Source organism: Sinorhizobium sojae CCBAU 05684 (assembly GCF_002288525.1).
Lineage (GTDB): Bacteria > Pseudomonadota > Alphaproteobacteria > Rhizobiales > Rhizobiaceae > Sinorhizobium > Sinorhizobium sojae.
Genome location: NZ_CP023067.1, coordinates 1,972,077 through 1,992,931, shown reverse-complemented (window position 1 = coordinate 1,992,931; position 20,855 = coordinate 1,972,077). Strand labels below are relative to the sequence as shown.

At 61.0% G+C, this 20,855-nt stretch carries 24 protein-coding genes; 17 read left to right on the top strand and 7 right to left on the bottom strand.

Annotated features, from left to right (window positions below; all coding sequences use genetic code 11):
• Positions 1–55: 55 nt before the first annotated feature.
• Positions 56–553 (top strand): BA14K family protein, encoded by a 498-nt coding sequence (locus SJ05684_RS09800; protein ID WP_034850829.1) that lies wholly within the window; start codon positions 56–58, stop codon positions 551–553.
• A 524-nt stretch (positions 554–1,077) separates the two neighbouring features.
• Positions 1,078–1,407: a BA14K family protein gene (locus SJ05684_RS09795; protein ID WP_083846048.1), complete on the top strand. Its 330-nt coding sequence runs from the start codon at positions 1,078–1,080 to the stop codon at positions 1,405–1,407.
• 42 nt (positions 1,408–1,449) lie between these two features.
• Here SJ05684_RS09795 and SJ05684_RS09790 read toward each other — a convergent pair whose 3' ends face one another.
• Both SJ05684_RS09790 and SJ05684_RS09785 read right to left on the bottom strand, forming a co-directional pair.
• Positions 1,450–1,629 carry a hypothetical protein gene (locus SJ05684_RS09790; RefSeq protein WP_034850825.1) on the bottom strand — a complete coding sequence of 60 codons (180 nt, stop codon included), beginning with the start codon at positions 1,627–1,629 and terminating at the stop codon, positions 1,450–1,452.
• A 106-nt stretch (positions 1,630–1,735) separates the two neighbouring features.
• Positions 1,736–1,930 (bottom strand): hypothetical protein, encoded by a 195-nt coding sequence (locus SJ05684_RS09785; protein ID WP_034850817.1) that lies wholly within the window; start codon positions 1,928–1,930, stop codon positions 1,736–1,738.
• 819 nt (positions 1,931–2,749) lie between these two features.
• Here SJ05684_RS09785 and SJ05684_RS09780 point away from each other — a divergent pair.
• Entirely contained in the window at positions 2,750–3,157 is a 408-nt protein-coding gene (locus SJ05684_RS09780; protein WP_050979896.1) for a hypothetical protein, read from the top strand.
• A 29-nt stretch (positions 3,158–3,186) separates the two neighbouring features.
• Here SJ05684_RS09780 and SJ05684_RS09775 read toward each other — a convergent pair whose 3' ends face one another.
• From SJ05684_RS09775 to SJ05684_RS09760, 4 genes are all read right to left on the bottom strand, one after another.
• Positions 3,187–3,549 carry a hypothetical protein gene (locus SJ05684_RS09775; protein WP_034850815.1) on the bottom strand — a complete coding sequence of 121 codons (363 nt, stop codon included), beginning with the start codon at positions 3,547–3,549 and terminating at the stop codon, positions 3,187–3,189.
• An 80-nt stretch (positions 3,550–3,629) separates the two neighbouring features.
• Positions 3,630–4,031, bottom strand: a complete 402-nt coding sequence (locus tag SJ05684_RS09770) for a hypothetical protein (RefSeq protein WP_034850813.1) — start codon at positions 4,029–4,031, stop codon at positions 3,630–3,632.
• A gap of 136 nt (positions 4,032–4,167) precedes the next feature.
• Positions 4,168–4,509, bottom strand: coding sequence for a GFA family protein (locus tag SJ05684_RS09765; RefSeq protein WP_034850811.1), 342 nt, complete (start codon positions 4,507–4,509; stop codon positions 4,168–4,170).
• Between the two features lie 111 nt (positions 4,510–4,620).
• Positions 4,621–4,827 carry a hypothetical protein gene (locus SJ05684_RS09760; protein WP_034850809.1) on the bottom strand — a complete coding sequence of 69 codons (207 nt, stop codon included), beginning with the start codon at positions 4,825–4,827 and terminating at the stop codon, positions 4,621–4,623.
• Between the two features lie 133 nt (positions 4,828–4,960).
• On the opposite strand from SJ05684_RS09760, the gene SJ05684_RS09755 reads away from it, so the two are divergent.
• From SJ05684_RS09755 to SJ05684_RS09740, 4 genes are all read left to right on the top strand, one after another.
• A complete protein-coding gene (locus tag SJ05684_RS09755) occupies positions 4,961–6,397 on the top strand; it encodes a terminase large subunit domain-containing protein (protein WP_034850807.1) in 1,437 nt (478 codons plus the stop codon).
• Positions 6,397–8,505: a portal protein gene (locus SJ05684_RS09750; RefSeq protein WP_034850805.1), complete on the top strand. Its 2,109-nt coding sequence runs from the start codon at positions 6,397–6,399 to the stop codon at positions 8,503–8,505. The genes SJ05684_RS09755 and SJ05684_RS09750 overlap by 1 nt, the downstream gene beginning before the upstream one ends.
• 658 nt (positions 8,506–9,163) lie before the next feature.
• On the top strand, positions 9,164–9,655 hold the full coding sequence (locus tag SJ05684_RS09745) for a hypothetical protein (RefSeq protein ID WP_034850802.1): 492 nt from the start codon (positions 9,164–9,166) through the stop codon (positions 9,653–9,655).
• 18 nt (positions 9,656–9,673) lie between these two features.
• Positions 9,674–10,555, top strand: a complete 882-nt coding sequence (locus SJ05684_RS09740) for a hypothetical protein (RefSeq protein ID WP_034850800.1) — start codon at positions 9,674–9,676, stop codon at positions 10,553–10,555.
• Between the two features lie 227 nt (positions 10,556–10,782).
• Here the strand turns inward: SJ05684_RS09740 and SJ05684_RS09735 are convergent, their stop codons facing one another.
• A complete protein-coding gene (locus SJ05684_RS09735) occupies positions 10,783–12,420 on the bottom strand; it encodes an RNA-directed DNA polymerase (protein ID WP_157211935.1) in 1,638 nt (545 codons plus the stop codon).
• Between the two features lie 643 nt (positions 12,421–13,063).
• Between SJ05684_RS09735 and SJ05684_RS09730 the strand changes: the two genes are divergently transcribed.
• From SJ05684_RS09730 to SJ05684_RS09685, 10 genes are all read left to right on the top strand, one after another.
• Positions 13,064–13,300 (top strand): hypothetical protein, encoded by a 237-nt coding sequence (locus tag SJ05684_RS09730; protein WP_034850797.1) that lies wholly within the window; start codon positions 13,064–13,066, stop codon positions 13,298–13,300.
• 160 nt (positions 13,301–13,460) lie between these two features.
• Positions 13,461–14,417 (top strand): hypothetical protein, encoded by a 957-nt coding sequence (locus SJ05684_RS09725; RefSeq protein WP_034850795.1) that lies wholly within the window; start codon positions 13,461–13,463, stop codon positions 14,415–14,417.
• Between the two features lie 115 nt (positions 14,418–14,532).
• A complete protein-coding gene (locus SJ05684_RS09720) occupies positions 14,533–15,528 on the top strand; it encodes a DUF5309 domain-containing protein (RefSeq protein WP_034850793.1) in 996 nt (331 codons plus the stop codon).
• Positions 15,529–15,600: 72 nt separating this feature from the next.
• A complete protein-coding gene (locus SJ05684_RS29985; RefSeq protein WP_172901116.1) occupies positions 15,601–15,771 on the top strand; it encodes a hypothetical protein in 171 nt (56 codons plus the stop codon).
• Between the two features lie 2 nt (positions 15,772–15,773).
• Entirely contained in the window at positions 15,774–16,097 is a 324-nt protein-coding gene (locus tag SJ05684_RS09710; RefSeq protein WP_034850789.1) for a hypothetical protein, read from the top strand.
• The gene (locus tag SJ05684_RS09705) at positions 16,094–16,690 is read left to right on the top strand and encodes a phage adaptor protein (RefSeq protein ID WP_034850787.1); all 597 of its coding nucleotides are present in this window, start codon (positions 16,094–16,096) and stop codon (positions 16,688–16,690) included. Before SJ05684_RS09710 ends, SJ05684_RS09705 begins: the two co-directional genes overlap by 4 nt.
• Positions 16,687–17,289 (top strand): hypothetical protein, encoded by a 603-nt coding sequence (locus SJ05684_RS09700; protein ID WP_034850785.1) that lies wholly within the window; start codon positions 16,687–16,689, stop codon positions 17,287–17,289. The genes SJ05684_RS09705 and SJ05684_RS09700 overlap by 4 nt, the downstream gene beginning before the upstream one ends.
• On the top strand, positions 17,286–18,914 hold the full coding sequence (locus SJ05684_RS09695; protein WP_034850783.1) for a hypothetical protein: 1,629 nt from the start codon (positions 17,286–17,288) through the stop codon (positions 18,912–18,914). Before SJ05684_RS09700 ends, SJ05684_RS09695 begins: the two co-directional genes overlap by 4 nt.
• A gap of 67 nt (positions 18,915–18,981) precedes the next feature.
• On the top strand, positions 18,982–19,446 hold the full coding sequence (locus SJ05684_RS09690; protein WP_034850781.1) for a GNAT family N-acetyltransferase: 465 nt from the start codon (positions 18,982–18,984) through the stop codon (positions 19,444–19,446).
• A gap of 8 nt (positions 19,447–19,454) precedes the next feature.
• Positions 19,455–20,807 (top strand): tail fiber domain-containing protein, encoded by a 1,353-nt coding sequence (locus tag SJ05684_RS09685; protein ID WP_034850779.1) that lies wholly within the window; start codon positions 19,455–19,457, stop codon positions 20,805–20,807.
• Positions 20,808–20,855 lie beyond the last annotated feature (48 nt).

Here is a 20,855-nt window from a genome sequence, read left to right as displayed (position 1 = left end):
GTTCGGACATTTTCCTATCCGAAGGGACTCTGTGCAAAGGAAAATGGTGAAGCCAATGAAGAGGTTAGCAATTCTTGCCCTGTCGCTGGCAACCGCCTTGAGCGGGGTTCCGCCAGCGGGGGCATTTCCGATTTTGCCGACGGTCAAAACGGAGCCCGCGGACGTTCAGCGCGTGCAGTTCCCTTATGAACGCGGCGAGAACAACAGGAACGATCGTTGCCGTGGTCCGCATTGCTGGCGCGGTCATCGGGATGGCTATCGGTACGATCGTTATCGCGATCGCCGCCATCGCTACAGCTATCGCGACCGGTACCATCGCCGCCATCGCGATCGGGACAGCAATGTCGGCGCGATCATCGGCGGCCTGGCGGCCGGCGCTCTCCTAGGCGGGTTGCTGGCGCAGCCGCGCCAGTACGGTCAGCCGCGCTATTACGGGGGCGGCAGCGCGCATACGCGCTGGTGCTACGGGCGCTATCGCTCCTATCGCGCCTACGACAACACCTTCCAGCCCTATCAGGGGCCGAGGAGGGCGTGCATCTCGCCCTATCTGTGAGCGGGCTCAGAGGAATGCGGCCGAGCCGGCATACGATTGCTGGCTTCGGTCGCGTTGTAAATCGGTCGACATGGCATGGCGCGCCGCGATCAAACGGACTTGAGCGGCGCGCTCGTTTTTGTGCATGTCGTTGCCCCAAGCCGCCCGCGCGCTTGGGGCGAGGGGGATTATAGCGCCGCGGGTCTTTTCAGACGCGCAGAGGTCGCTGTATCTCTTTGGACCTGCGCATCGAGTTTTCCGAAAAACCGGGTACGATTCTCGGGCGGAAGGCGGGATTCGGCCGGCCTGTTGGCGGACACCACGTGGCGGGTCGGCTTTCGGCGGTCCCGGTGGTTGTGATAGGTTTCGCTCTACTGCATGTCTCCTTTAATCGACCTCGATTAAAGGACCAAGACATGCAGCGATTCAAAGTGCTACAGCGACCTTTGCGCGTCTGATTGGACGCGCGGCGCTGTAGAAGGAAGGCGGGTCTCGTGAGGACACCGGCAATCATCGCGCTGGCATTGGCAATCGCAGGGACGGGGATCGGCCCGTCGCGGGCGCGGGACAACGTCAGGGATCCCGGCATCATCGACAACCGTCACGAGCTGTTCATCGAGCGGCAGTACCGTGATTTCCTGCAGCAGCGTTATCCGAATTATGGCTCACGCTATCGCGGCATGGCCCCCGATATCAGCATCGGTCCGGGCGCCACGGTCGGCGGTCCCTTGCCCGGGCCGCGGCGCAGGATCGAGGACCTGGCCAAGGCGCATTTGCGCTGGTGCCGCGAGCGCTACATTTCCTACCGGGCCTACGACAACACATTCCAACCCTTCGAGGGCCCGCGCCGTCCCTGCAACTCGCCCTATGACTGATCCCGGCGGGGTCGAGGTCGGATCCATGCAATAGGCGGCGGATCAGCCGTTTTTCTGTAGGAGCTTCCTGGCGGCATGTGCGGCGGCCTGCGCCTCGACCTGGCTGCCGAATTGCCCCTGGGCGGGGTAGGTGACGCCGCGATAGGTGAGCACGAAGGCCCAGCGCCCGTTCAATCGCTTTTCAACCTTGATGGTGGCGTCGGGCTTGTTGTCGGCACTCAAAGCGGGCTCCTTGGATAAATCGCGCCGGACGACGATTCGGCGCGATTAACTTGCGCAACTGCCGACAAAAGGCAAGAGCGGTCGAGATGGTGCCCTTGCGGGGTGGTTATTCGACCGAACGGTCGGGTCCGAAACGCTCCATGAGGAACGACGCATGAATGGCCGGGCCCTGCAGGCGGCCGGTCTTCTCGAGCTTAACGGTCACCTGCTCTGCGGGCGGCATTCGCTGCCAGGCGGCCGTCAGAAACAAGGTGGCGCCGGCAAGGAACCCGAAGGCGATAAAGATCCAGGGGCTGGTCATGGCGAAACTCCTTTTCCCGCGAAGGCAATGCGTGAGGGCAGTTTCTGGTTCCCGGCACGCTGCCGGAGCGGGCTTTATGGTTTAGTTCTAAAAATTTGCTGCAGCCTGCAGCGCCTTTGACAATCTGTTCAAATAGGCCGCCAGCTTTTCTGCTGGCCGCCAGGAGTTCAATTATAACACCGCCGCTCGCGGGCGAACGGCAGTCGAACATCATCAATTCGTCCGATGGCGTCTTCCCTTCGCATATCTCGCGCGAGGTATTGTTCCGTCGAACTTATGCCGCGCTTTCACATCGGCAATGTGATTGAAGCAAGTGCCGCGTCATTGCGCAAGCAATTTATAATGTACAGTTGTATAGCAGTTGCCCAGGTTGCAGGCTTGGGTCGCGCGCACAATTCTGTGGCTAAACGGAAAATCGCTTGCTCCCATCTCACGTGACGCTTGCACCAAAGGCGCGGCTCGGTTATTCCATAAATCAAGGATAGGAATTGTATCCTCACTCAGGCCCAGACAATCATCCTCCCCAGGGGAAACATCGTCGCGATGGCTGGGCGATTTACTGTAAATCAAAGTGCTACAGCAAACTGCGCCTCTGGAGACGCGCGGCGCTGTAGGGTTTGACAGCAGCTTTTTCCGACATTCTCGAAATCAGAGCCTACGGCGGTCCGGCGCGTCTCACGTCAGATGCTGCGGTGCCGTATGCGGCCGGCGATGCGCCTTCGCTGAAGCAGGCGCCCTTGCGAAGGCGCGGCTCGCGAGCAAGCGGCATCGCCGGCCGTCCGCACGGGGGAACTCTCTGTGAAACAAAGGAGCATTCCGATGCCGGACGTGGAAAGCCTGGACTGTGCGGCGGGCCCGCCGGAGGAGGCGCCGGGGGCGGCCGGGATCGCCGCGAAGCGGGCGAGGGGGCGTGGCCGGCTCGGCGGCGCCTTCGCGGATGCGGTTCAGGCGGATTTCGAGGCGCATGGCGCGGCCGTGGTCGCGCGTATTCGAGAGGAGAAGCCGGAGAGTTATCTGAAGCTTGTCGCCTCCATCCTGCCGAAGGACCTCGGTGCCGCCGCAGGCGGGATGGAGGATCTTTCGGATGAACAGTTGATCGAGCGGATCCGCTTGCTGGACATGGCGGTGCGGCCATTGCTCGATGCAAAGAAAATCGGCGCTCGCGGTACGGTACGGCGGGGGCGGTCTGGCCGCTCCGCAAAGGGGCCGGCCCGAGGTGTTCCATAAACCGGGGCAGGAAGGCGGATAGCTAAGGGTCAAATGGCCCTCGACCGATAGGCATGAATTGATTCCACCAAGGCTTTCTCCTTGGCTCCCGCGGCCGTGAATCGGCCAAACGTCAGACCGACGGCAATTCCGTACCAACCAAAGAACCATGGCGCGGCGAGCAACAGCACCATAAGAGCCACGAGTCCTAAGACTGTTCCGCCAAGGGGGCCGAGGGCCTGTAGCAGCAGGATAAACGGGAGAAGAACAGGTAGTGGAGCAATGACCCACCAGAAGCACAGTACCATTGCGATCGGAAGCGCAGCCAAACAGGGCACCTGCTTCGCCAGACCGATTGCCCACAGCTCGCTGCGATGACGGTAGTACGTGATCCGCTGCCAAAGTTTACCCATCTTATCGAACCCTGCTTTTACGTGCAGCAGACGGGGTTGGTCGCCGCGCTCTCAGCGTTGTGCCGAGAACGCGGGGCCAATCAATGCGCCGGCGAAACCGCCGCCGTGGCGGGCTCTTCGCGTGAGAAGATGATGACGGCGAACAGGAGGACGCCGGCAAAGGCGATGAGCGAGGCTATGGCGACGACCGGCTCCATGGCCGCGTTTCCCGACAGCATGAGATAAAGCGACGGAACGAGAACGGCGACGCCGAAGGTATAGACGGCATATTGGATCGCTGCCAGGCGGCGTGCCGCCTTCTGCGGATTGAGCGCGTGATAGCCGCCGAAGATCGCCATCGTCACCCAGCCGAGCAGGTTGGCGTGTGCGTGGGCCCCGGTGACGGCGTGGTTTCCCGAAATCGACATATGCAGCCCGATCGAGATACCGAGCACGAGAAAGACAATGGCTGTCCTGAAATAGAGATTTGCAATACGCGGCATGTTTTTTCCTCCCACCGTTTCGCGGAAAATCTACCATGCTCCCAAGTCTTTGAGAACGTGCTGATAGAAGACCCTTTCGGCTGCGCCGGCTGTTACCGCCGGTACACGAAAAGACGGCGTTTTCGAGTGCGATCGCTCACCAGCCGGCGCCATCGATCAGCCGGTGGGGGATGTCCTCCCAGACGGAACGATCGAACATGCGCATGTTCACGCCCATGCGCGAGGACGAGCGCCCGATCGGCGACCAATGGGTCGTGCAGCCGCAAGTGCTGCAATGATGCATGGTGAGCGTCCTGTCACCCTGGACATAGCCGACGAGCCTGTTCTGCGGATCGCTGACGGTGACCTCCTCGGCGGGATAATAGCCCCAGAGCGCGCCCAGCCGGCTGCAGAGCGAGCAATTGCAGTCGCCGAGCGTTTCCGGCCGGACGGGGACGGTGATGTGGACCGCCCTGCAATGGCAATGACCTTCGATCATGATGCGGCTCCTTGCTGAGCAATCACAATCGGTCTTCCCCGCCGAAGGTGCAAGGCAAGGCGCTTGCAGTTTTGTCGGTCAGGCGCTGAGGGCGACGGGCAGCGACGCGCGTCAGGATTCCGCATCCAGCATCAATGCCGTCGCGAGGCTGCCGAGGGCGAAGGGGGCTCCGAGCGCGAAGATCCTGAGCCAGAGCGCGAGCGGCTGAAGGCCTTCCCCGTCGGCGGGATGCAAAAGGACGAGCGCGATGGCGGCGAGGCTTCCGATCAGGAAGCCGACGGCGATGTGCGTGATCATGAACCCTATCAGCTTCGGCATGGCGCCACCTCCCACCTGAATTAACGGCCCTGCGAGCGCGATGTTCCTGTCGGGCGCCGGCGGGGCTGGCTGATCCGGACTCGCTGACCGGGACTGGCTGACCGGGACTTGCCAATGAAGACGAGGACGGCGGATGGCAAAGCAAAGGGAGGCGGATGGCGGCGCGATCGCGCCGGAGCTTTCCGCCATGCTCAAGGAGCAGGCCGCGCTGATGGCGGAGCTCGACCGGCGGCGGCGGACCAACCTGCTTGCCGCCTACAGGCCCTACAACAAGCAGCACGACTTCCATGCGGCCGGCGCGGACTACCGCGAGCGGCTGTTCATGGCCGGCAACCAGCTCGGCAAGACGCTTGCCGGTGCCGCCGAAGCGGCCATGCACCTGACCGGGCGCTATCCGGACTGGTGGAAGGGCAGGCGCTTCGACAAGCCGATTGTGATGCTGGCGGGCTCGGAATCCCACGAGCTGACTCGCGACGGCGTGCAGCGGCTTCTGGTCGGACCGCCGCTCAGCGAGGAGGAGTGGGGAACCGGCTTCATTCCCAAGGCGACGATCGTCGCGACGACGCGGCGCTCCGGCGCCTCCGGCGCGCTCGACAGCGTGACCGTGCGGCACGAAACGGGCGGCACCTCGACGCTGCTCTTCAAGGCCTACGAGCAGGGGCGCGGCAAGTGGCAGGCGAACACGGTGGATTACGTCTGGTTCGACGAGGAACCGCCGGAGGACGTCTATTTCGAGGGCATCACCCGAACCAATGCGACGGGCGGCTCGATCGCCGTGACCTTCACGCCGCTTAAAGGCTTGAGCGCCGTGGTGGCGCGCTACCTCATGGAAAAATCGCCGGATCGCGAGATCATCACCATGACGATCGAGGATGCGGAGCATTATACGCCGCAGGAGCGGCAGCGGATCATCGCCAGCTATCCGGCGCATGAGCGGGAGGCGCGAACGAAAGGCGTTCCGTCGCTCGGCTCGGGCCGGATCTTCCCGGTGACGGAGGAGAGCATCCGCGTGGAGCCGTTCGACATCCCGAAACACTGGGTACAGATCGGCGGCCTGGACTTTGGCTGGGACCACCCCTTTGCCGCCGCGGGTTGCGCCTGGGACCGGGACGCGGACGTCTTCTACGTGACCAGGATCTATCGCGAGCGGGAGGCGACGCCGATCATCCATGCGGCCGCCTTGCGGCCCTGGGGCGGCTGGCTTGCCTTCGCCTGGCCGCATGACGGCCTGCAGCACGACAAGGGCAGCGGCAACCAGCTTGCGGCGCAATACCGCGCGCAGGGGCTGATGCTTCTGCCCGAGCGCGCGACCTTCGACGACGGCACCAACGGCGTGGAGGCGGGGCTCTCCGACATGCTGACCCGGATGCAGACCGGACGCTGGAAGGTGTTTTCCACCTGTACGGAATGGTTCGAGGAATTCCGCCTCTATCACCGCAAGGACGGCCGGATCGTCAAGGAACGGGACGACCTGATCTCTGCCTCGCGCTACGCGCTGATGATGAAGCGCTATGCGCGGGCGAATAACGGCAACGCAAACTGGAATTTCACTGCCCGAAAGGTTCTCTGATGGCCGCAATGACCGATGAACGCCTGTGCGCCCTTGTCAGCCAGCTGGTGAAGGACTGCGAAGGCTATCGCGACGAGCTCGCGACCGACCGCATCAAGGCGATGGAATATTATGACGGCACGATGCGGGATGTGCCGGCGGACGCCAACCGCTCGAAGGTGGTTTCGCGCGACGTGCGCGCGGCGATCAAGAAGGTGCTGCCTTCGCTGATCCGCACCATTCTCGGCAACGACAAGGTGGTGGAATACCAGCCCGTCGGCGAGGGGGACGAGGCGGCGGCGGAGCAGGCGACCGACTACATCAATTATGTCGTGTTTCCGGAGAGCAACGGCTACGACGCCGTGCAGGATGCGGCGCATGACGCGCTGAAGCTCCGCAACGGCGTGATCCGCTGGTGGTACGAGAAGAAGCAGACGGTTTCCGTTTCGACCCATACGGGCCTCGACGAGGCGGCGCTGGTGCAGCTCGTCGGCGACGACGATGTCGAGGTGCTGGAACAATCGCAGACGATCGAAAGGATCGGGACGCCGGAGTCACATGCTTTCGAGCGGGCGGGCGGAATACCGCTTCACACTTTTCCTCATGCCGCTCCGGTGGAGCAGCCGAGCTACAGCGTGAAGATCCGCCGCCGCGCCGAGCGCGGCACGCCGCGGCTGGCGGCGGTGCCGCTCGAAGAATTTCTCATCCATCCGGATGCAATCTCGATCGAGGACAGCCCGATCACCGGCATTGCGATGCGCATGCGCCGCTCCGACCTGATCGCCATGGGCTACGACCGCGACGTGATCGAGCGGCTGCCGGCCTCGACCGGGGACCGCGGCCGCGACGACGAGGACTTCGCCCGCCGGCGCGACGCCTTCGCGGCGCGGGACGAGATGCCGAAGGCGCTGGAGGAGGTGGACTATTACGAGCTCTATGTGACGATCGACGCCGACGACGACGGGATCGCGGAGCTGCGCCGGCTGGTCTTTGCCGGTGGCACAAGCGAGGAGAACCTGCTTTCGAACGAGGAATGGGACGAGGTGCCCTTTGCCGACCTCATCATCGAGCGGCGGCCGCACCAGCGCGAGGGCGGCTCGGTGACCGACGACCTGGCGGAAATCCAGCGGGTGAAAACCGTGCTGATGCGCCAGACGCTGGACAATCTCTACTGGCAGAACAACCAGCAGCCGATCGTGCAGGAAGGGGCGATCGCCAATCCGGAAGCCGTGCTCAACCCAAAATTCGGCCAGCCGATCCGGGTGAGCCAGGGGATCGATGCGCGGGCGGCGGTGGGCTATACGATGGTGCCCTTCGTCGCCAAGGAATCCTTTGCGATGCTCTCCTATCTCGACCAGGAGGCGACGGACCGCACGGGAATTTCCGACGCCTCGAGCGGGCTTGCACCGGACGCGCTTATGAACATGACGGCGCGGGCAACGGCGCTGATCGAGCAGGCGGGGATCGGCCAGACGGAGCTGATGGTGCGCACCTTTGCGCATGGCTTGAGGCGCGTGTTCAAGGGCCTCTTGCGCCTCGTGATCAAGCACCAGGACCGGCCGCGCGCCGTGCGGCTGCGCGGGCAATGGGTGAGCTTCGATCCGCGCCACTGGAACGCGGAGATGGACGCGACGGTGAACACCGGCCTTGGCGCCGGCACGCGCGAGCGCGACATGATGATGATCCAGATGATCCAGCAATTGCAGGAGAAGCTCCTGGCGACGCTGGGGCCGGACAACCCCTATGTCTCGCCAGACAACCTCTATAACGGCATTGCCAAATCGGTGGAGGCGGCGGGGCTGAAATCACCCGAGCTCTACTTCACCAAGCCGACGCCGGAGGAGATCCACCGGCGCATGCAGGCCGCGGCCGAGCAGCCGAACCCGGAGATGCAGAAGCTTCAGATGCGGTCGCAGGCGGAGGCCGAAAAGGCGCGGCTTTTGGCGGAAAACGAGCGGCGGAAACTGGAGATAGACCGCGAACTGAAGCTTGCCGAAATCCAGCAGAAGGGCGCGCTGAAGCGCTACCAGATCGACGCGGAGCTGGACCTGAAGCGAGAGCAGAATGCTGCGGAAATGATGGGCGGCGAGCCGCTGACGGCGGCGCAGGTAGGAGGGGTGCCGGGGTGAACTTCGATACCTCGTTCCACGGCGCTCCCGCGCCGATAGGCACACTTAAATGCAGGCGTATGAGTCCGAGCAGCAGGGGTCTTTCCTTGCTGTGGTGCAACCCAGTAATACTAGAAACTCTTGAATGCTCGCCCGAGGCGACATATGCCGATGAACATGAAAAACTTTGTCCGTGTCTCACTTATTATTGTACTTCAGTTGCTTGCATCGTCTTGCAGCGAAACGGTTGCACCCGCGGAGACCGCGCTCGTCTCCGCCAAATCCGGTACGACCACTTCGCAAATGAGTTCTTCGGAAGGGCCCAGGCAGTGCACGACGCCCAAGGTGGTGTGCTCGTATGGCACCGGTCCCGCGGGGGTGCCCTGTTCGTGCTGGTCGAATGAGGGTGGTGCGCCCCACCTTGGCGTGACGACGAAGTGACTCCTCGAACAGCCTCATGGAAGGCATGGCGCGGAGGCGATCGACCTGTTGCGGAACGGTGGCGCGTAGCTCGTAGCAACCGGGGGCGATTAGGCTTTCTATGCGTCTTGGAAGGGCGAGCTTTGTCGCTCCTCTCATCATTCGGATACGCGGCGGTGGTGTCATACTCTGACATGCTCCCATTCTTCCACACCACCTGATATGGTTTTTTTTGTTCGTAAGTTATTTCGAGGGGTGCATGCAAACGAAAGGTATCTCGACCCATCTTTACCCATTTGCGATCGCGATCACGCTTATCATCGCGATCGGGACCATAATTTATGTCATCAATCATGAGCCAATGTTGGCATTGCCGGATCCAAAAGGGACAAAAGTACCAGAATCAGACATCGCAACTCGTGTTGCCGCGGCTGATATAGTAAAAGAAACGGTCGGTTATATCGCAAGCTTGACCGTTGCCTTGGCCGCTGTTGCGGCATTCCTGGTGAAAGATGGGTTCGGCGCGGGTGCTTTCCAAAAATCATGCAACATCGTGCTGACAGCATCGGTCGCTTATTACCTCATCAAGAGTTTGCTGTTTGCGTATGACGCATATGGCATGATTGCGATCCAATTATCAGAAGGCTATTTTTACATCTCGCGTGTTCAGCAGGTGATCTCTTCGCAAGCACAAACGCTCCTGATCGCACTTGTCCTAACCACGGTTTTAATCAATGCTAGGATAAGTTGAATAACTGGGGGGCTCGCTATGCACAGATCACTTGTAACCAAGGTGTTAGCCGTGTTGCGCGCAAGCTGGTGCGTCCCCATCGTCATGATTCCGGCGCAACTTGGCGCGCAGGAAAACACAACTCCGGTGTCAATCAGTATACCGGACAAAATCGACTCCGAACTGACCCCCTTCATTTACGTAGATGGTGTTTTGACGGGTGCAATTGATGGTACCGTCCGAGTTCCCGTAGCTGCCGAGTCAACAATTGAGATCGGCCTTCCACAGGCAAGACAGCCGCTCTACAGCCTCGCGTTAGGACCCAAGCAGTTTGACAGAGGGACGGCGAACGTAGTGATGACGTTTTATTCATATGGGACCGGAAATGCCGACGCTGTATGGGCGGGTGTCAATCTGGAGCCGAACAAGGTTCAGGACATCCAGTTAGAGCCCATGAACACTGGAGGATTTGAGATAAAGCTGCCGCGAAGCGCTTATGACAGCTACCGAGAGATCATTAGGAAGCTTGGCGTTGATCAGTCGAACAAGAATTGGTTGGAGGCGATACCGAAAGCCAATGATGAAAGCAGAAGAGACGGCATCAGCCATCTAACCGCGGCAGTGAATCAGACCGAGTCGTGGTCAGGAGCGTACACACCGTCGGTAAGAACCTCGTGGCCGTCCCCAGCATACTCCGAGAGGGACTGGAAAATCACGTCCGAGCCCGCCGGAGCAAGGATTCGGACGCAAGTCGGCGACAAGGGGCTCACCAATCGTACAGTTCCGCTTCCTGACCTCTCCGAAACCTTTGTTGTGCTGCAACTGGCCGGCTACGTTGACTGCCCGCACGACGGTGAACAGTGCACGAAGATCGACAGAGGTACTTTCACCGAGCTGCAGTGCACATTGCAAAGAAAATGATACAGTCCGCTACCCTACAGACCTTGTGACCTTCAAAAGGTATGAAGCGGATGGCTGGCGGACGATTCTTCATGTTCTCGAAGGACGCAGGAGGGTGGGGAGCGGAAACGCAGCCTCAAAAGCGCGGGATAGCGGCTTTGCGCCATGAGCGGACATCAGGGTCTCTCTAGGTTTCTTGCGGCACGGTTGGCTACATACATGCACAGCCGCCTAGTTTCCTCCACCGTTTACTCGTAATTGTCCCACTGGCCGTGGCCGAGGTACCGGACATTGAGTTCCATATCGCCTTGAAACTCAGAGTCGTACTCCTCGCTCTCAAAGTACGCTTGTGCCAGGCGCCACCCGTCAAAAGCACTGACTTCAAAGTGGTCTTGATCGGTGATGTAAAACTCAACTCCGTGATTGCTGAGATGCTGATACAGATCATTGGGGTCGTCTGCAGTGCCAAACTTCGAGAATGACGGAGAGGCGTCCCATCCGCGACGCCCCACTTCGTAAATCGGTAGCCAAGCCGACGATCCAAAATCGTTACTTCGGTATCTACTCCGCATTTCGCTCAAGTTAAACGAGAAGAGACCTGCACTCCGGCCGTGGTATAGCACCAAATCAACCAGTTCATTGGACATGCCGATGCATAAATTGCAAAGCGCTCCAGCGAGGCGCATATCCAAAAATATCGCTGCATATAGAAACCATAAGAGGCTACCAACATCGTTGCGCCGAACGCATGTCTCTATGCCCCATCCAATAATGCGCCGTACTTCAGCATTCAGGCCTTCGGCCCTGTAAATGCCTAGCAAGAGGGGTAAAATCCATCTTGCTTGGTGCGGTACAGCGAAAACCAGCCTCTGGAGATATTCGCGAACTAGGCCGCGCTCTTTGTTTCGAGCCAGATTTCGGGCGAAGCGTTTGATTGCGTAACCCAAGACGTTGGTATTTGGATGTAGTGGGACCTGTGCATAGAGTATCTCAAAGAAATGTTCTACGAAGTTGCGGTCCCGTTGTTGGTCGAGGCAATCGAAATGTCTTTGGAAATTGGATGGGGCGAACGATAGACCGTGGTCTACTGATGTCTTGAAGTCATTCAGACGAAGCTCATAGCGACTTATCGTCCTAACAAAGCGGCTCTGCGCATTTTCAGATTCCCCAAGCGCCATACACCCAATCTGGTAGTCATCAATGTTGTGGTAGATCTGCGGAGACGCTAAGCCCGAGCCAACAGAGGTGAGTTCCGCGTCGATACGCGACAATATCAGTTCTGAAATAATCCGCGAAGTGTCCGGTCCGATCGGTATGCCGACAGTCTGCTGCTGATTGCAATTGCGAACCAGTTTGTCCAGCGTGTCGCTCCAGTGTCCTTGCAGTGTTCTATTTCGGTGTCTCTTCTTGGCTTCCTGCTTTCCGAGTACGGACCAAGGTACCGAGTGTGTGTAGATTGAGCCATAAAACCTGTTGATATCGAGGCCGAGAATAACCGGGTAGACACTTGCCAAATGCCGTTGGCTCTTTCGTTTGCTTGCCAGTGAGGCAGTCTCAATTGCTCGCCCTTCTGCGCCTAGGGGCGGAAACGTTGGGCGGGTGCCTGAACACCTGCTGAGATCAAATACGCCGGAAATATCGCTCCAATGTTCCGCAATGAAGCGGCTAAGTAACAAATAACTGGCTGGGTTAATTACACCGAATGTTCGCAACGGGCCGCGAAATGTGGCGCCATCAAAGAATGTTGTGCTGCCAAAATAGTTGTTTGGCGGTCTCAGGCTATCTTTAACATTGGAGAAATTTCGCGTCTTAAACGGCGGAGGGAGTTCGACAGGATAGAAACCTTTATCTAACAATCGGATTAATCGGGTCCGTGATGAAGCCATAATATTACTTCGGTCGAAAACGTGATTTTGGGATAGTTGTAGTCATTGTCATTATGCGTACTCCGGAGATCACGTCTGCTCAGCAGGTGTATTTTCAGATGGGATCACTCCAAGGTTGGTGAACTCCATCATTAAAAAATTAAGTGGAGTTTAATGCGGCCCAGTAAACTCGAAGCCGGACATTTGATTGCAGCAAAATGGAACCTCCACTTCGCCTTCGTCTCCATTCGAATTTTTTGCCAGCAATGGCAGCTTTGGCTGGCACCGGAAATTCCAGTCGGTCTCTACGGGCGGCAGCAGTGGGTCGGAACGGGCAGTTCGCACCGAGCACCAACCCTCAGATTTTCACCACTGGTTTATTGGAATTGCTTGTCAGGAAACGGAACAGTGCATCCTCGATCCGCTGGTGATCTGAATGATGCTGCCGCTGGCATTGGAATTCGCATGTTCCATCGACGCCAGTGCGGGACGCTGCGCGCCTCCTGATGCACGCGGCGCAGTACATCAGTCAGCTACCGCACGCTGGCCTCAGGTGTCGAGGCCAGTGGTTTGCAACTGGTTCGGCGAGTCTGCGATGATTGCAACGTCAGCGTCTTCCGCGCTGCCTTTCTGTCCACCACCGCAAACGGTTAGGAAAGATACCATGCCTTCGAACGAAAAAGCTGCAGCGGCGCGGGCACTTCTCGACAATCCGCTGTTTGAGCGGCTGATGGACGAATTGGAGGGAGCGGCGATCAACGGGTGCCTCAACGCTAAGCTCACCGACCACGAGACCCGTGCGGCCTTTGCAGCCGAGGCGCGGGCTATTCGGAATTTCCGTGCCAAGCTTAAGTTCATGGCGGAGCAAGCCAAGACGGAGGGAACAGGCGCCCCTGCGTAATGCGGGTGCCTCGGAGGCCAGGAGCGGCTTCTGCCGTCTTCAAGCTGCGTGCTTTGAAATTGAGTCATGAAGCCGCGGCAACCCATTAAATCGCGTAGTTCTTCGATGCGCAAATGAGGCGCGTAATCGCGCCGCTTAGCAACTCACAAAAGGTCTTTCCATGATGAACGATAGTGCCAACCTGCCTTTCGGCGGGAGCAAAACCGTTGAGGGCTCGACGGAACCCGCAACCTACGACGACCTGGATTTCTGGGAGCCGCACGAGGCCAACCAGCAAGACGAGGACGAAGAGAAGCGGGCCGGCAAGGAGACCGGACACTACACCGAGGAGCCAGGCGAGCTCAACGGCGAAGGCTACGAGCCGACCCATCCTGGCGAGGAGGAGGTAGCCAACGAAGCCGAGGACATGATCGTGACGCTCAAGGGCGGTGAGCGGGTTCCGCTTGGGGAGCTGAAGCTCGGCTACATGCGCGATCAAGACTACCGCCATAAGACCCAGGATCTGGCCAACCAGGGGCGGGCGCTCGAAAGCATGAGCAGCCGTGTGGCGGCGACCGCCAATGCCGTTGCGGAAATGGTCGCTGGGCAGATTCCAGACGAGCCGTCGGAGGAGCTGCGGCTACGCAACCCGCAGGCCTATCAGCGGCAATGGGCGCTGCATCAGGCGGGGCTGCAGCAAGTCGCGCGGGTGATGGCGCTCGCCAATGAACCGGCGGGCGTCGTAGCGGACCTTCAAGCTGCGGTGGCCGAGGAGAGGCTGGCGTCGGAGAACGCCAAACTTCTCGAAGCTTTCCCGCAGACGGGACAGGAGGAGGGGCGGCTGGCCTTCTTCGCAGACGCTTTCGAGACGGCGCGAGAACTCGGCTTCTCCGAACAGGAAATGCGCGAGGTGATCGACCACCGCCTCTTTAAGCTCGCACATTATGCCCGGCTTGGGCTCAATGCCGAGCGGGCGCGTGCAAAGGCCTTGCAAAAAATCACTGCAGCCCCGGCCCCGGTACCCCGCCTGAAGGCGAAGAGCCAGGCGCAGCGGCACAGCCGAGAAAGCCGCGAGGCAATGCAGCGGCTGACGCGAAGCGGATCAATCCGAGACGCTATGGCGGTCGATTTCGAATAGCGCGCTAAGAGGGCGGTCGATCGCCTCTTCACCCCAGACGCGTTGACATCAGAGGCTTTCGAAGGGCCTGGCGGGGCGTGGGCAGCCCCATTCATTATCATAGAAGGACGAACACATGGCAGTTCTCACGAATACATTTCAGACAACGCAAGCTGTCGGCAATCGCGAGGAGCTTTCGGACGTAGTGTCGCGCATCACGCCGGAGGACACCCCGATCTATTCGCTGATCGAGAAGGGCAAGTGCGCAACGGTACACCCGGAGTGGGAGACGGACGAACTCGCCGCACCGGGCGCCAATGTCCGAGAGGAGGGCGAGGAATATGCCTTTGGCGCGATAACCCCGCCAAAGCGGCTTGGCAACTATACGCAGATCATGCGCAAGGACTGGATCATCTCGGCGACGCAGGAAGTCGTTTCCGAGGCCGGCAACGTGCAGAAGCGGAAGTATCAGAAGTTGAAAAAGGGCGTCGAGATCCGCAAGGACGTCGAATATGCAATCGTCGATACTAACGCGTCCGTGGCCGGCGCAACGCGCGAGTTCGGCTCGTTGCCGACTTGGATCGAAACCAATGTCTCGCGCGCTCCCGGCGGCATCAACGGCGGCTTCGATCCGGGCACCGGCCTGACGGTGGAACCGACCGACGGGCCCCAACGGGCATTCACAAAGACCATCCTGGACGATGTGATGCAGCAGGGTTACCAAAACGGCGCGAATTTCCGGCATGTCTCGGTTTCGCCCTATGTCAAATCCGTCTTCGTCACCTTCATGTCCGACGGCAATGTCGCGCCCTTCCGATACGCGGTCTCACAGGGCGGAGAACGAAACACGATCGTCGCGACGGCGGACTATTATGAAGGGCCGTTCGGCACGGTGATGATCCACCCGAACCGGGTGCAAGCGGTCAGCGCCGGGCTCGCCCGCAATGCCTTCTTCATAGACACAGACATGCTGTCCTTCCTTTGGCTGCGCAATATTCAGGAAGACCGCGATATCGCTAAAACGGGAGACGCGGATAAAGGAGTCATCATCGGTGAAGGTACGCTGAAGGTGCACAATGAGAAGGGGCTTGGCATTGCGGCGGACCTCTTCGGGCTTAGCGCCGCCAGCTAGTAACTCGTGCCGATCCGTCGACTTTTCATGCGGGCGCCTGCAGGCGCCCTTTTGTTTTTGGGCCAAGACACGATGACAGAAGAGAAGATGAAGACCGTACCGCTTAAGCTGCTCTACGACAGCTGGACAACTGGAGGGGAACGCATCCCCGCCGGCACGGTACTCGATCTGCCGCTCCGTACGGCTAAACAGTTGATTGCCAAACGCAAGGCCGAGCGCGCCGATCCGCTGCCGGGGGAGTGACCATGGTAATACGCGACGGCGACTGGAAGCTCTTCGACTATGATTTTCTAACCGGCCGCTCTGTCTGGGTAATGGAGGACGGAAACAAAACCCATTGGCGGACGGACTATCCAGTCGAAAACCTCGTCCGCCAGAATGCCTTTGCCCGCAATGCCACCGCCGGCAACGGCTTCGGCGAATGGACGAAGGTTGCCTCTATTCCGCTCAATCTCGCGCATTCGGAAAACCTGGTCCGTGCCCATTCCGAAGGGGACGACCGCTATGTGAAGCGGTGGCTCAATGACGGCGACAACCGCGCGTGGCGAACATTCGAGGGACGGCTATGACGATATCGGACTATGCATCCCTGCTGGTCGATGCCGGCGCCTATGCCGGCCGCGAAGACATTGCCCATCTCTTCCCGCGCTTCGTTTCACTGGCGGAACAAAAGCTCAATCGCACATTGCGCGTGGCCGACATGGAGAAGGCGGCGACGCTGGCGCTGACGGAAGGCGAGGGCACCTTGCCCACGGACTTCCTGGAGGCGCGGCAGGTGCTTGCGCCGGGCAAGCGTGTGCTGCGGGCGAGACCGCTGGCTGAACTGACGGTGCTTGCAACATCGGGTGGCGCGCCGGTCGGGTATGCGATTGTCGGCGACCGAATCCGGGTGCGGCCGAGGGGGGCTGCTGAAATGGAGATCACCTATTACGCCAGGATACCGGCTTTGACGGCGGCCGATCCGAGCAATTGGCTGATCGACAAGGCGCCCGACGTCTATCTCTACGGGCTGGTCGAGGAGATCGCCATCTGGGAACGGGACGCCGCGAAGGCGGGCGCGGCGGAGACGCTGAAGCGACAAGCGATAGCGGGATTAGGGCTTGCCGACGAGCGCCTGCGCTGGGGCAATGCAGAAATCGTCATCGGAGGGCTGACGCCATGACGCTTCTGACCGTGATCAACGGGGTGTGCGATATCGTTTCGCTCGACCGTTTCGACAGCGTCTATGGGACGAACGATCCCAACGCGCAGACGATGGTGGCACTGGCGCAGGAGGCGGGCGGCGAGATTGCGCGGCGGGCCGACTGGAGGCACCTGTTCAAGAGCCTTGCCGTCTCCGGTTCGCCGGAGCTGCTGCCGTCCGACTATCAGCGGCTTGCGCCGGGGGGCGCGGTCCGCGGCGCAGATGGGGGATGCGTTCGGCTCGTGACCAATGACGCGCAATGGGCAGTGGTGGCGGCCGTCGGCTCTCAGGCGCCCTATTGCCATCTTCGCGGCAAGGAGATGCTCTTTTCCCCGGCCGCTTCGGCCTCCGGTGCGACGATCGACTATCTCTCCAGGAACTGGGTGCTCGGCGATCCCTATGAAGAGCGCGATGTCTTCCGCGCCGACGACGACACGACGATCTTTCCGGAGCGGCTGCTTGCCAAAGGGCTGATCTGGCGCTGGAAGCGGCAGAAGGGCCTTCCCTTCGAGGACAATCTTGCGGAATTCGAAGCGGATCTCCTGCAGGAGATCAATGCGGACAGGGGGGCATCATGACCAGGGTTCTTCCTGGCCGGCTGCCGCTCACCAATCGCGGCCAGGCGAGCATCGGCCGCTCCCAGACCTCGCAAGCGGTGACGTTTCCGGCGCCGAAAGGCGGGCTGGTGACGACCGCCGACATGGCCTCGCAAGCGCCGGGATCGGCGAGCGTGCTCAGAAATTTCCTGCCGACTCTGACCGGCTGCGCGATCCGCGGCGGCTCGCGAAGGGCGGGGCTGGCGGCGGATGGCGGCGCCATCCGGAGCGCCTTCAAATACAAATATGGCAGCAATGAAAAGCTGTTCATGGCGACGGCGAGCGCGATCTACAACATGACGGCGCCGGCAGCACCGCCGGCGCCGACCGCAGCGGAGGTCAGCGGGCTCAATGGCGGCGACTGGTGCGCCTTTCAGCACACGACGGCCGGCGGTTCCTTTCTCGTCTGCCTCAACGGCGCGGACGCACGCCGGGTCTATGATGGATCGACCTGGGCGACGACGCCGGCCATCACCTTCTCCGATACGACGACCATGGCTCAGCTCAACTATGGCTGGCTCTTCAAAAACCGCGAGTTCTTCCTGAAGAATGCGACGCTCGATGCCTATTACCTGCCGGTCAATGCGATCGCGGGCGCGGCTTCGGTGTTTCCGCTCGGCGGCGTGATGAAGAAGGGCGGATCGTTGCTGACCGGCTTTTCCTGGTCGCTCGAAAGCGGCGACGGGCTTTCCGATCTCTGCGTCTTCGTTTCGACGGAGGGGGAAATCGCCGTCTATTCCGGCTCCGACCCTTCGAGCGCCAGCGACTTCGCGCTGAAGGGCGTTTACCAGATCGGCAAGCCGCTCGGGAAGAATGCCTGGATCCGGATCGGCGGCGACGTGCTGATCGCCACCACGGACGGCCTGACGCCGATGTCGCAGGTGTTCGAGCGCGAGTTCTTTCAGCGAGAACGGCAGGCGCTGGCGCAGGTCTCGGTCTCGCGGCCGATCGAGGACGACTGGCGGCAGGCGGCGAATGCGACCGGCTCGGGCTGGACCCTGAAGCCCTGGGTCGAGCAGAACCTCGTCTTCGTCGCCTTTCCGGACAACAGCGTCGTCAGCGACAAGACCTTCGTGCTGAATGTCCTGAACGGGCGCTGGTCGACGATCAGCAACTGGCGGGCAAACTGCTTCGAGACGCTGCAGGGTGGCCTCTTCTTCGGATCGCTTGGCGGCTATTGCTGGCAGGGAGATACCGGCGGAACCGACGACGGGCTGACCTTTACCGCCACATATCTCTCGCAGTTCACGCCGGCGGGACAATTCGGCCAGCGGGCGGCGGCCTCGCTGGCGCATATGTATTTCCGCGCGAAATCCAGGCCGAAGGTGCAGCTCTTCGCGCGGGCCGACTTCGACAGGACCGCGCCGCCCTTCGACCGGGTCACCGAGGGCGATACGGCGTCGCCGGAATGGGATGTCGGACTTTGGGACGTGGCCCGCTGGGACGGCGTGTCGGAGATGTTGCGCTACGATTTCCGCCAGAACGTGCGGGCGGCGGGCGATATGCTTGCCGTCGGCTGCGTCATCACCTCCGGCGGCGCGGTGAAGCTCGACCTGGAGGTGGATCTCGCCACGCTGCAGGTTTCGACCGGGGAGGGGAGCGCTTAACGCGCATTTCTCCCTTCGCCTGCATTCGTCTCGCCAAAACGTGGCGCAAGGCAAGGGAGTGTGAGAAGTGCGGGTCAACATCCTCTGGGGCGGGACGGGCAACCGCGCGACAAACGAGGCGATCGGCTCCTTCGTCGCCAGCCGGATCGGCGGCTGCGAAAGGGGCTTTGCCGACTTCACGACGCTCGGCGTCCTGGAGCAAGGCCGGCTCATTGGGGGCGTCGTCTACCACAATTACGTGCCAGAGGCGGGGGTGATCGAGCTTTCCGCGGCCTCTACCAGCAGGCGCTGGCTGACGCGGCCGGTGCTCAAAGCCATGTTCGGCTATCCCTTCGACGAGATCGGCTGCCAACTGGCGGTGCTGCGCGTCTCGGAGGAGAACGGCGGCATGGCCGATATCGCCCGGCGCTTCGGGTTCACAAGCCATCGCATCCCCCGCCTGCGCGGACGAGGGGAGGCGGAAATCATCTTCACGCTGACGGACGATGACTGGCGGGCGCATGCCGTCAATCGTGCCGTCTCGATCAAATAGGTGTCCATATGGGAAAATCGAAAGCCCCCACTCCTCCCGATCCGAAGGCGACGGCGGCGGCGCAGACCTCGACCAATATCGGGACGGCCGTTGCCAACGGCTATATCGGCAATGTCAACCAGGTCACGCCGGACGGCAGCCTCACCTACAAGGTGACGGGCACGAACAAGTGGACCGACCCGATGAGCGGCAAGGCCTATGACCTGCCGACCTGGACGGCGGTCCAGGAACTCTCGCCCGATCAGGCGGCGATCAAGAAGCAGAATGATGGCGCGAACCTCAATCTCGCGACGCTTGCAAACCAGCAGTCCTCCCGCCTGACGGACCTGCTCGGCAAGCCGGTGGACCTTTCCGGCGCACCGGCGGCGGGCGACCCTTCGAAGCTCACGCTGCCGCAGTACCAGCAATTTTCCGGCGGGCCGAAGCTTGCGACCGCTGTCGGCAATGGCGGCAGCGTAACGCGCAGCTACGACACGGATTTCGACACGAGCCGATACGAGGAGGCGCTGATGGCCCGCCTCAACCCGCAGCTCGAACGCGACCGGGCGGCGCTCGAGACGCGGCTTGCGAACCAGGGGCTGCAGCCGGGATCGGAAGCCTATGATCGCGCGGTCGACGAGGCGAACCGGACGACGAACGACGCGCGCATTGCGGCCGTGCTGAATGCCGGGCAGGAGCAGTCGCGGCTTGCCGGGCTTGCGCGAGACAAGGCGGGCTTCGAAAATGCGGCCCAGGCGCAGGCCTATGGCCAGGCGCTGCAGAATGCCGATTTCAGCAACAATGCGCTGCAGCAGATGCACCAGAACGGCCAATCGGCGACTGCGGCCAACAATGCGCTCGACGACCAGAGCTTCAATGCGCAGCAGGCGCTGCTCAGCGCCCGAAATGCGGCGCGCTCGAACTACCTGAACGAGCAATATGCGATGCGCAACCAGCCGATCAACGAGATCTCGGCGCTGCTTTCCGGCGCGCAGGTGACGAACCCGAATTTCGTGCCGACGCAGGGGCAATCGATCCAGCCGGTGGATTATGCGGGGCTGGTGCAGCAGAACTACCAGAACCAGGTGGCGGCCTATAATGCGCGGCAGCAGGCGGGCGCGGGCTTGTTTCAGTCTCTGCTCGGCCTCCTGCCGAAGTCCGACCGCCGCGCCAAGAAGAATATCGAGAAGGTCGGCCGGCTCAAGGGGCACAATCTCTATGAATACCGCTACAGGGGCGAGCCCGCCGGCGGGCCGAAGCATATCGGGGTGATGGCGCAGGAGGTGGAGAAAGCCCGCCCCGATGCGGTCGTCCGCGGGCCTGACGGCATGCGGCGGGTGGATTATGGGCGGCTTTTTGCGGCGGGCAAGATGCCAAAGTAGGGCCGGCAATTCCTGACGCTCCCGAGAGATGCTCCCGATTAACGTTTG

Coding starts and splice junctions, on each gene's coding strand:
- SJ05684_RS09770 (WP_034850813.1), bottom strand. CDS start 4,031: ATGCCGCGTATTGCAAATCTCTATTTCAGGACAGCCATTGTCTTTCTC.
- SJ05684_RS09740 (WP_034850800.1), top strand. CDS start 9,674: ATGCACAGATCACTTGTAACCAAGGTGTTAGCCGTGTTGCGCGCAAGC.
- SJ05684_RS09735 (WP_157211935.1), bottom strand. CDS start 12,420: ATGGCTTCATCACGGACCCGATTAATCCGATTGTTAGATAAAGGTTTC.
- SJ05684_RS09720 (WP_034850793.1), top strand. CDS start 14,533: ATGGCAGTTCTCACGAATACATTTCAGACAACGCAAGCTGTCGGCAAT.
- SJ05684_RS09705 (WP_034850787.1), top strand. CDS start 16,094: ATGACGATATCGGACTATGCATCCCTGCTGGTCGATGCCGGCGCCTAT.
- SJ05684_RS09760 (WP_034850809.1), bottom strand. CDS start 4,827: ATGCCGAAGCTGATAGGGTTCATGATCACGCACATCGCCGTCGGCTTC.
- SJ05684_RS09695 (WP_034850783.1), top strand. CDS start 17,286: ATGACCAGGGTTCTTCCTGGCCGGCTGCCGCTCACCAATCGCGGCCAG.
- SJ05684_RS29985 (WP_172901116.1), top strand. CDS start 15,601: ATGACAGAAGAGAAGATGAAGACCGTACCGCTTAAGCTGCTCTACGAC.
- SJ05684_RS09800 (WP_034850829.1), top strand. CDS start 56: ATGAAGAGGTTAGCAATTCTTGCCCTGTCGCTGGCAACCGCCTTGAGC.
- SJ05684_RS09710 (WP_034850789.1), top strand. CDS start 15,774: ATGGTAATACGCGACGGCGACTGGAAGCTCTTCGACTATGATTTTCTA.
- SJ05684_RS09750 (WP_034850805.1), top strand. CDS start 6,397: ATGGCCGCAATGACCGATGAACGCCTGTGCGCCCTTGTCAGCCAGCTG.
- SJ05684_RS09745 (WP_034850802.1), top strand. CDS start 9,164: ATGCAAACGAAAGGTATCTCGACCCATCTTTACCCATTTGCGATCGCG.
- SJ05684_RS09765 (WP_034850811.1), bottom strand. CDS start 4,509: ATGATCGAAGGTCATTGCCATTGCAGGGCGGTCCACATCACCGTCCCC.
- SJ05684_RS09785 (WP_034850817.1), bottom strand. CDS start 1,930: ATGACCAGCCCCTGGATCTTTATCGCCTTCGGGTTCCTTGCCGGCGCC.
- SJ05684_RS09755 (WP_034850807.1), top strand. CDS start 4,961: ATGGCAAAGCAAAGGGAGGCGGATGGCGGCGCGATCGCGCCGGAGCTT.
- SJ05684_RS09775 (WP_034850815.1), bottom strand. CDS start 3,549: ATGGGTAAACTTTGGCAGCGGATCACGTACTACCGTCATCGCAGCGAG.
- SJ05684_RS09700 (WP_034850785.1), top strand. CDS start 16,687: ATGACGCTTCTGACCGTGATCAACGGGGTGTGCGATATCGTTTCGCTC.
- SJ05684_RS09780 (WP_050979896.1), top strand. CDS start 2,750: ATGCCGGACGTGGAAAGCCTGGACTGTGCGGCGGGCCCGCCGGAGGAG.
- SJ05684_RS09725 (WP_034850795.1), top strand. CDS start 13,461: ATGATGAACGATAGTGCCAACCTGCCTTTCGGCGGGAGCAAAACCGTT.
- SJ05684_RS09730 (WP_034850797.1), top strand. CDS start 13,064: ATGCCTTCGAACGAAAAAGCTGCAGCGGCGCGGGCACTTCTCGACAAT.
- SJ05684_RS09685 (WP_034850779.1), top strand. CDS start 19,455: ATGGGAAAATCGAAAGCCCCCACTCCTCCCGATCCGAAGGCGACGGCG.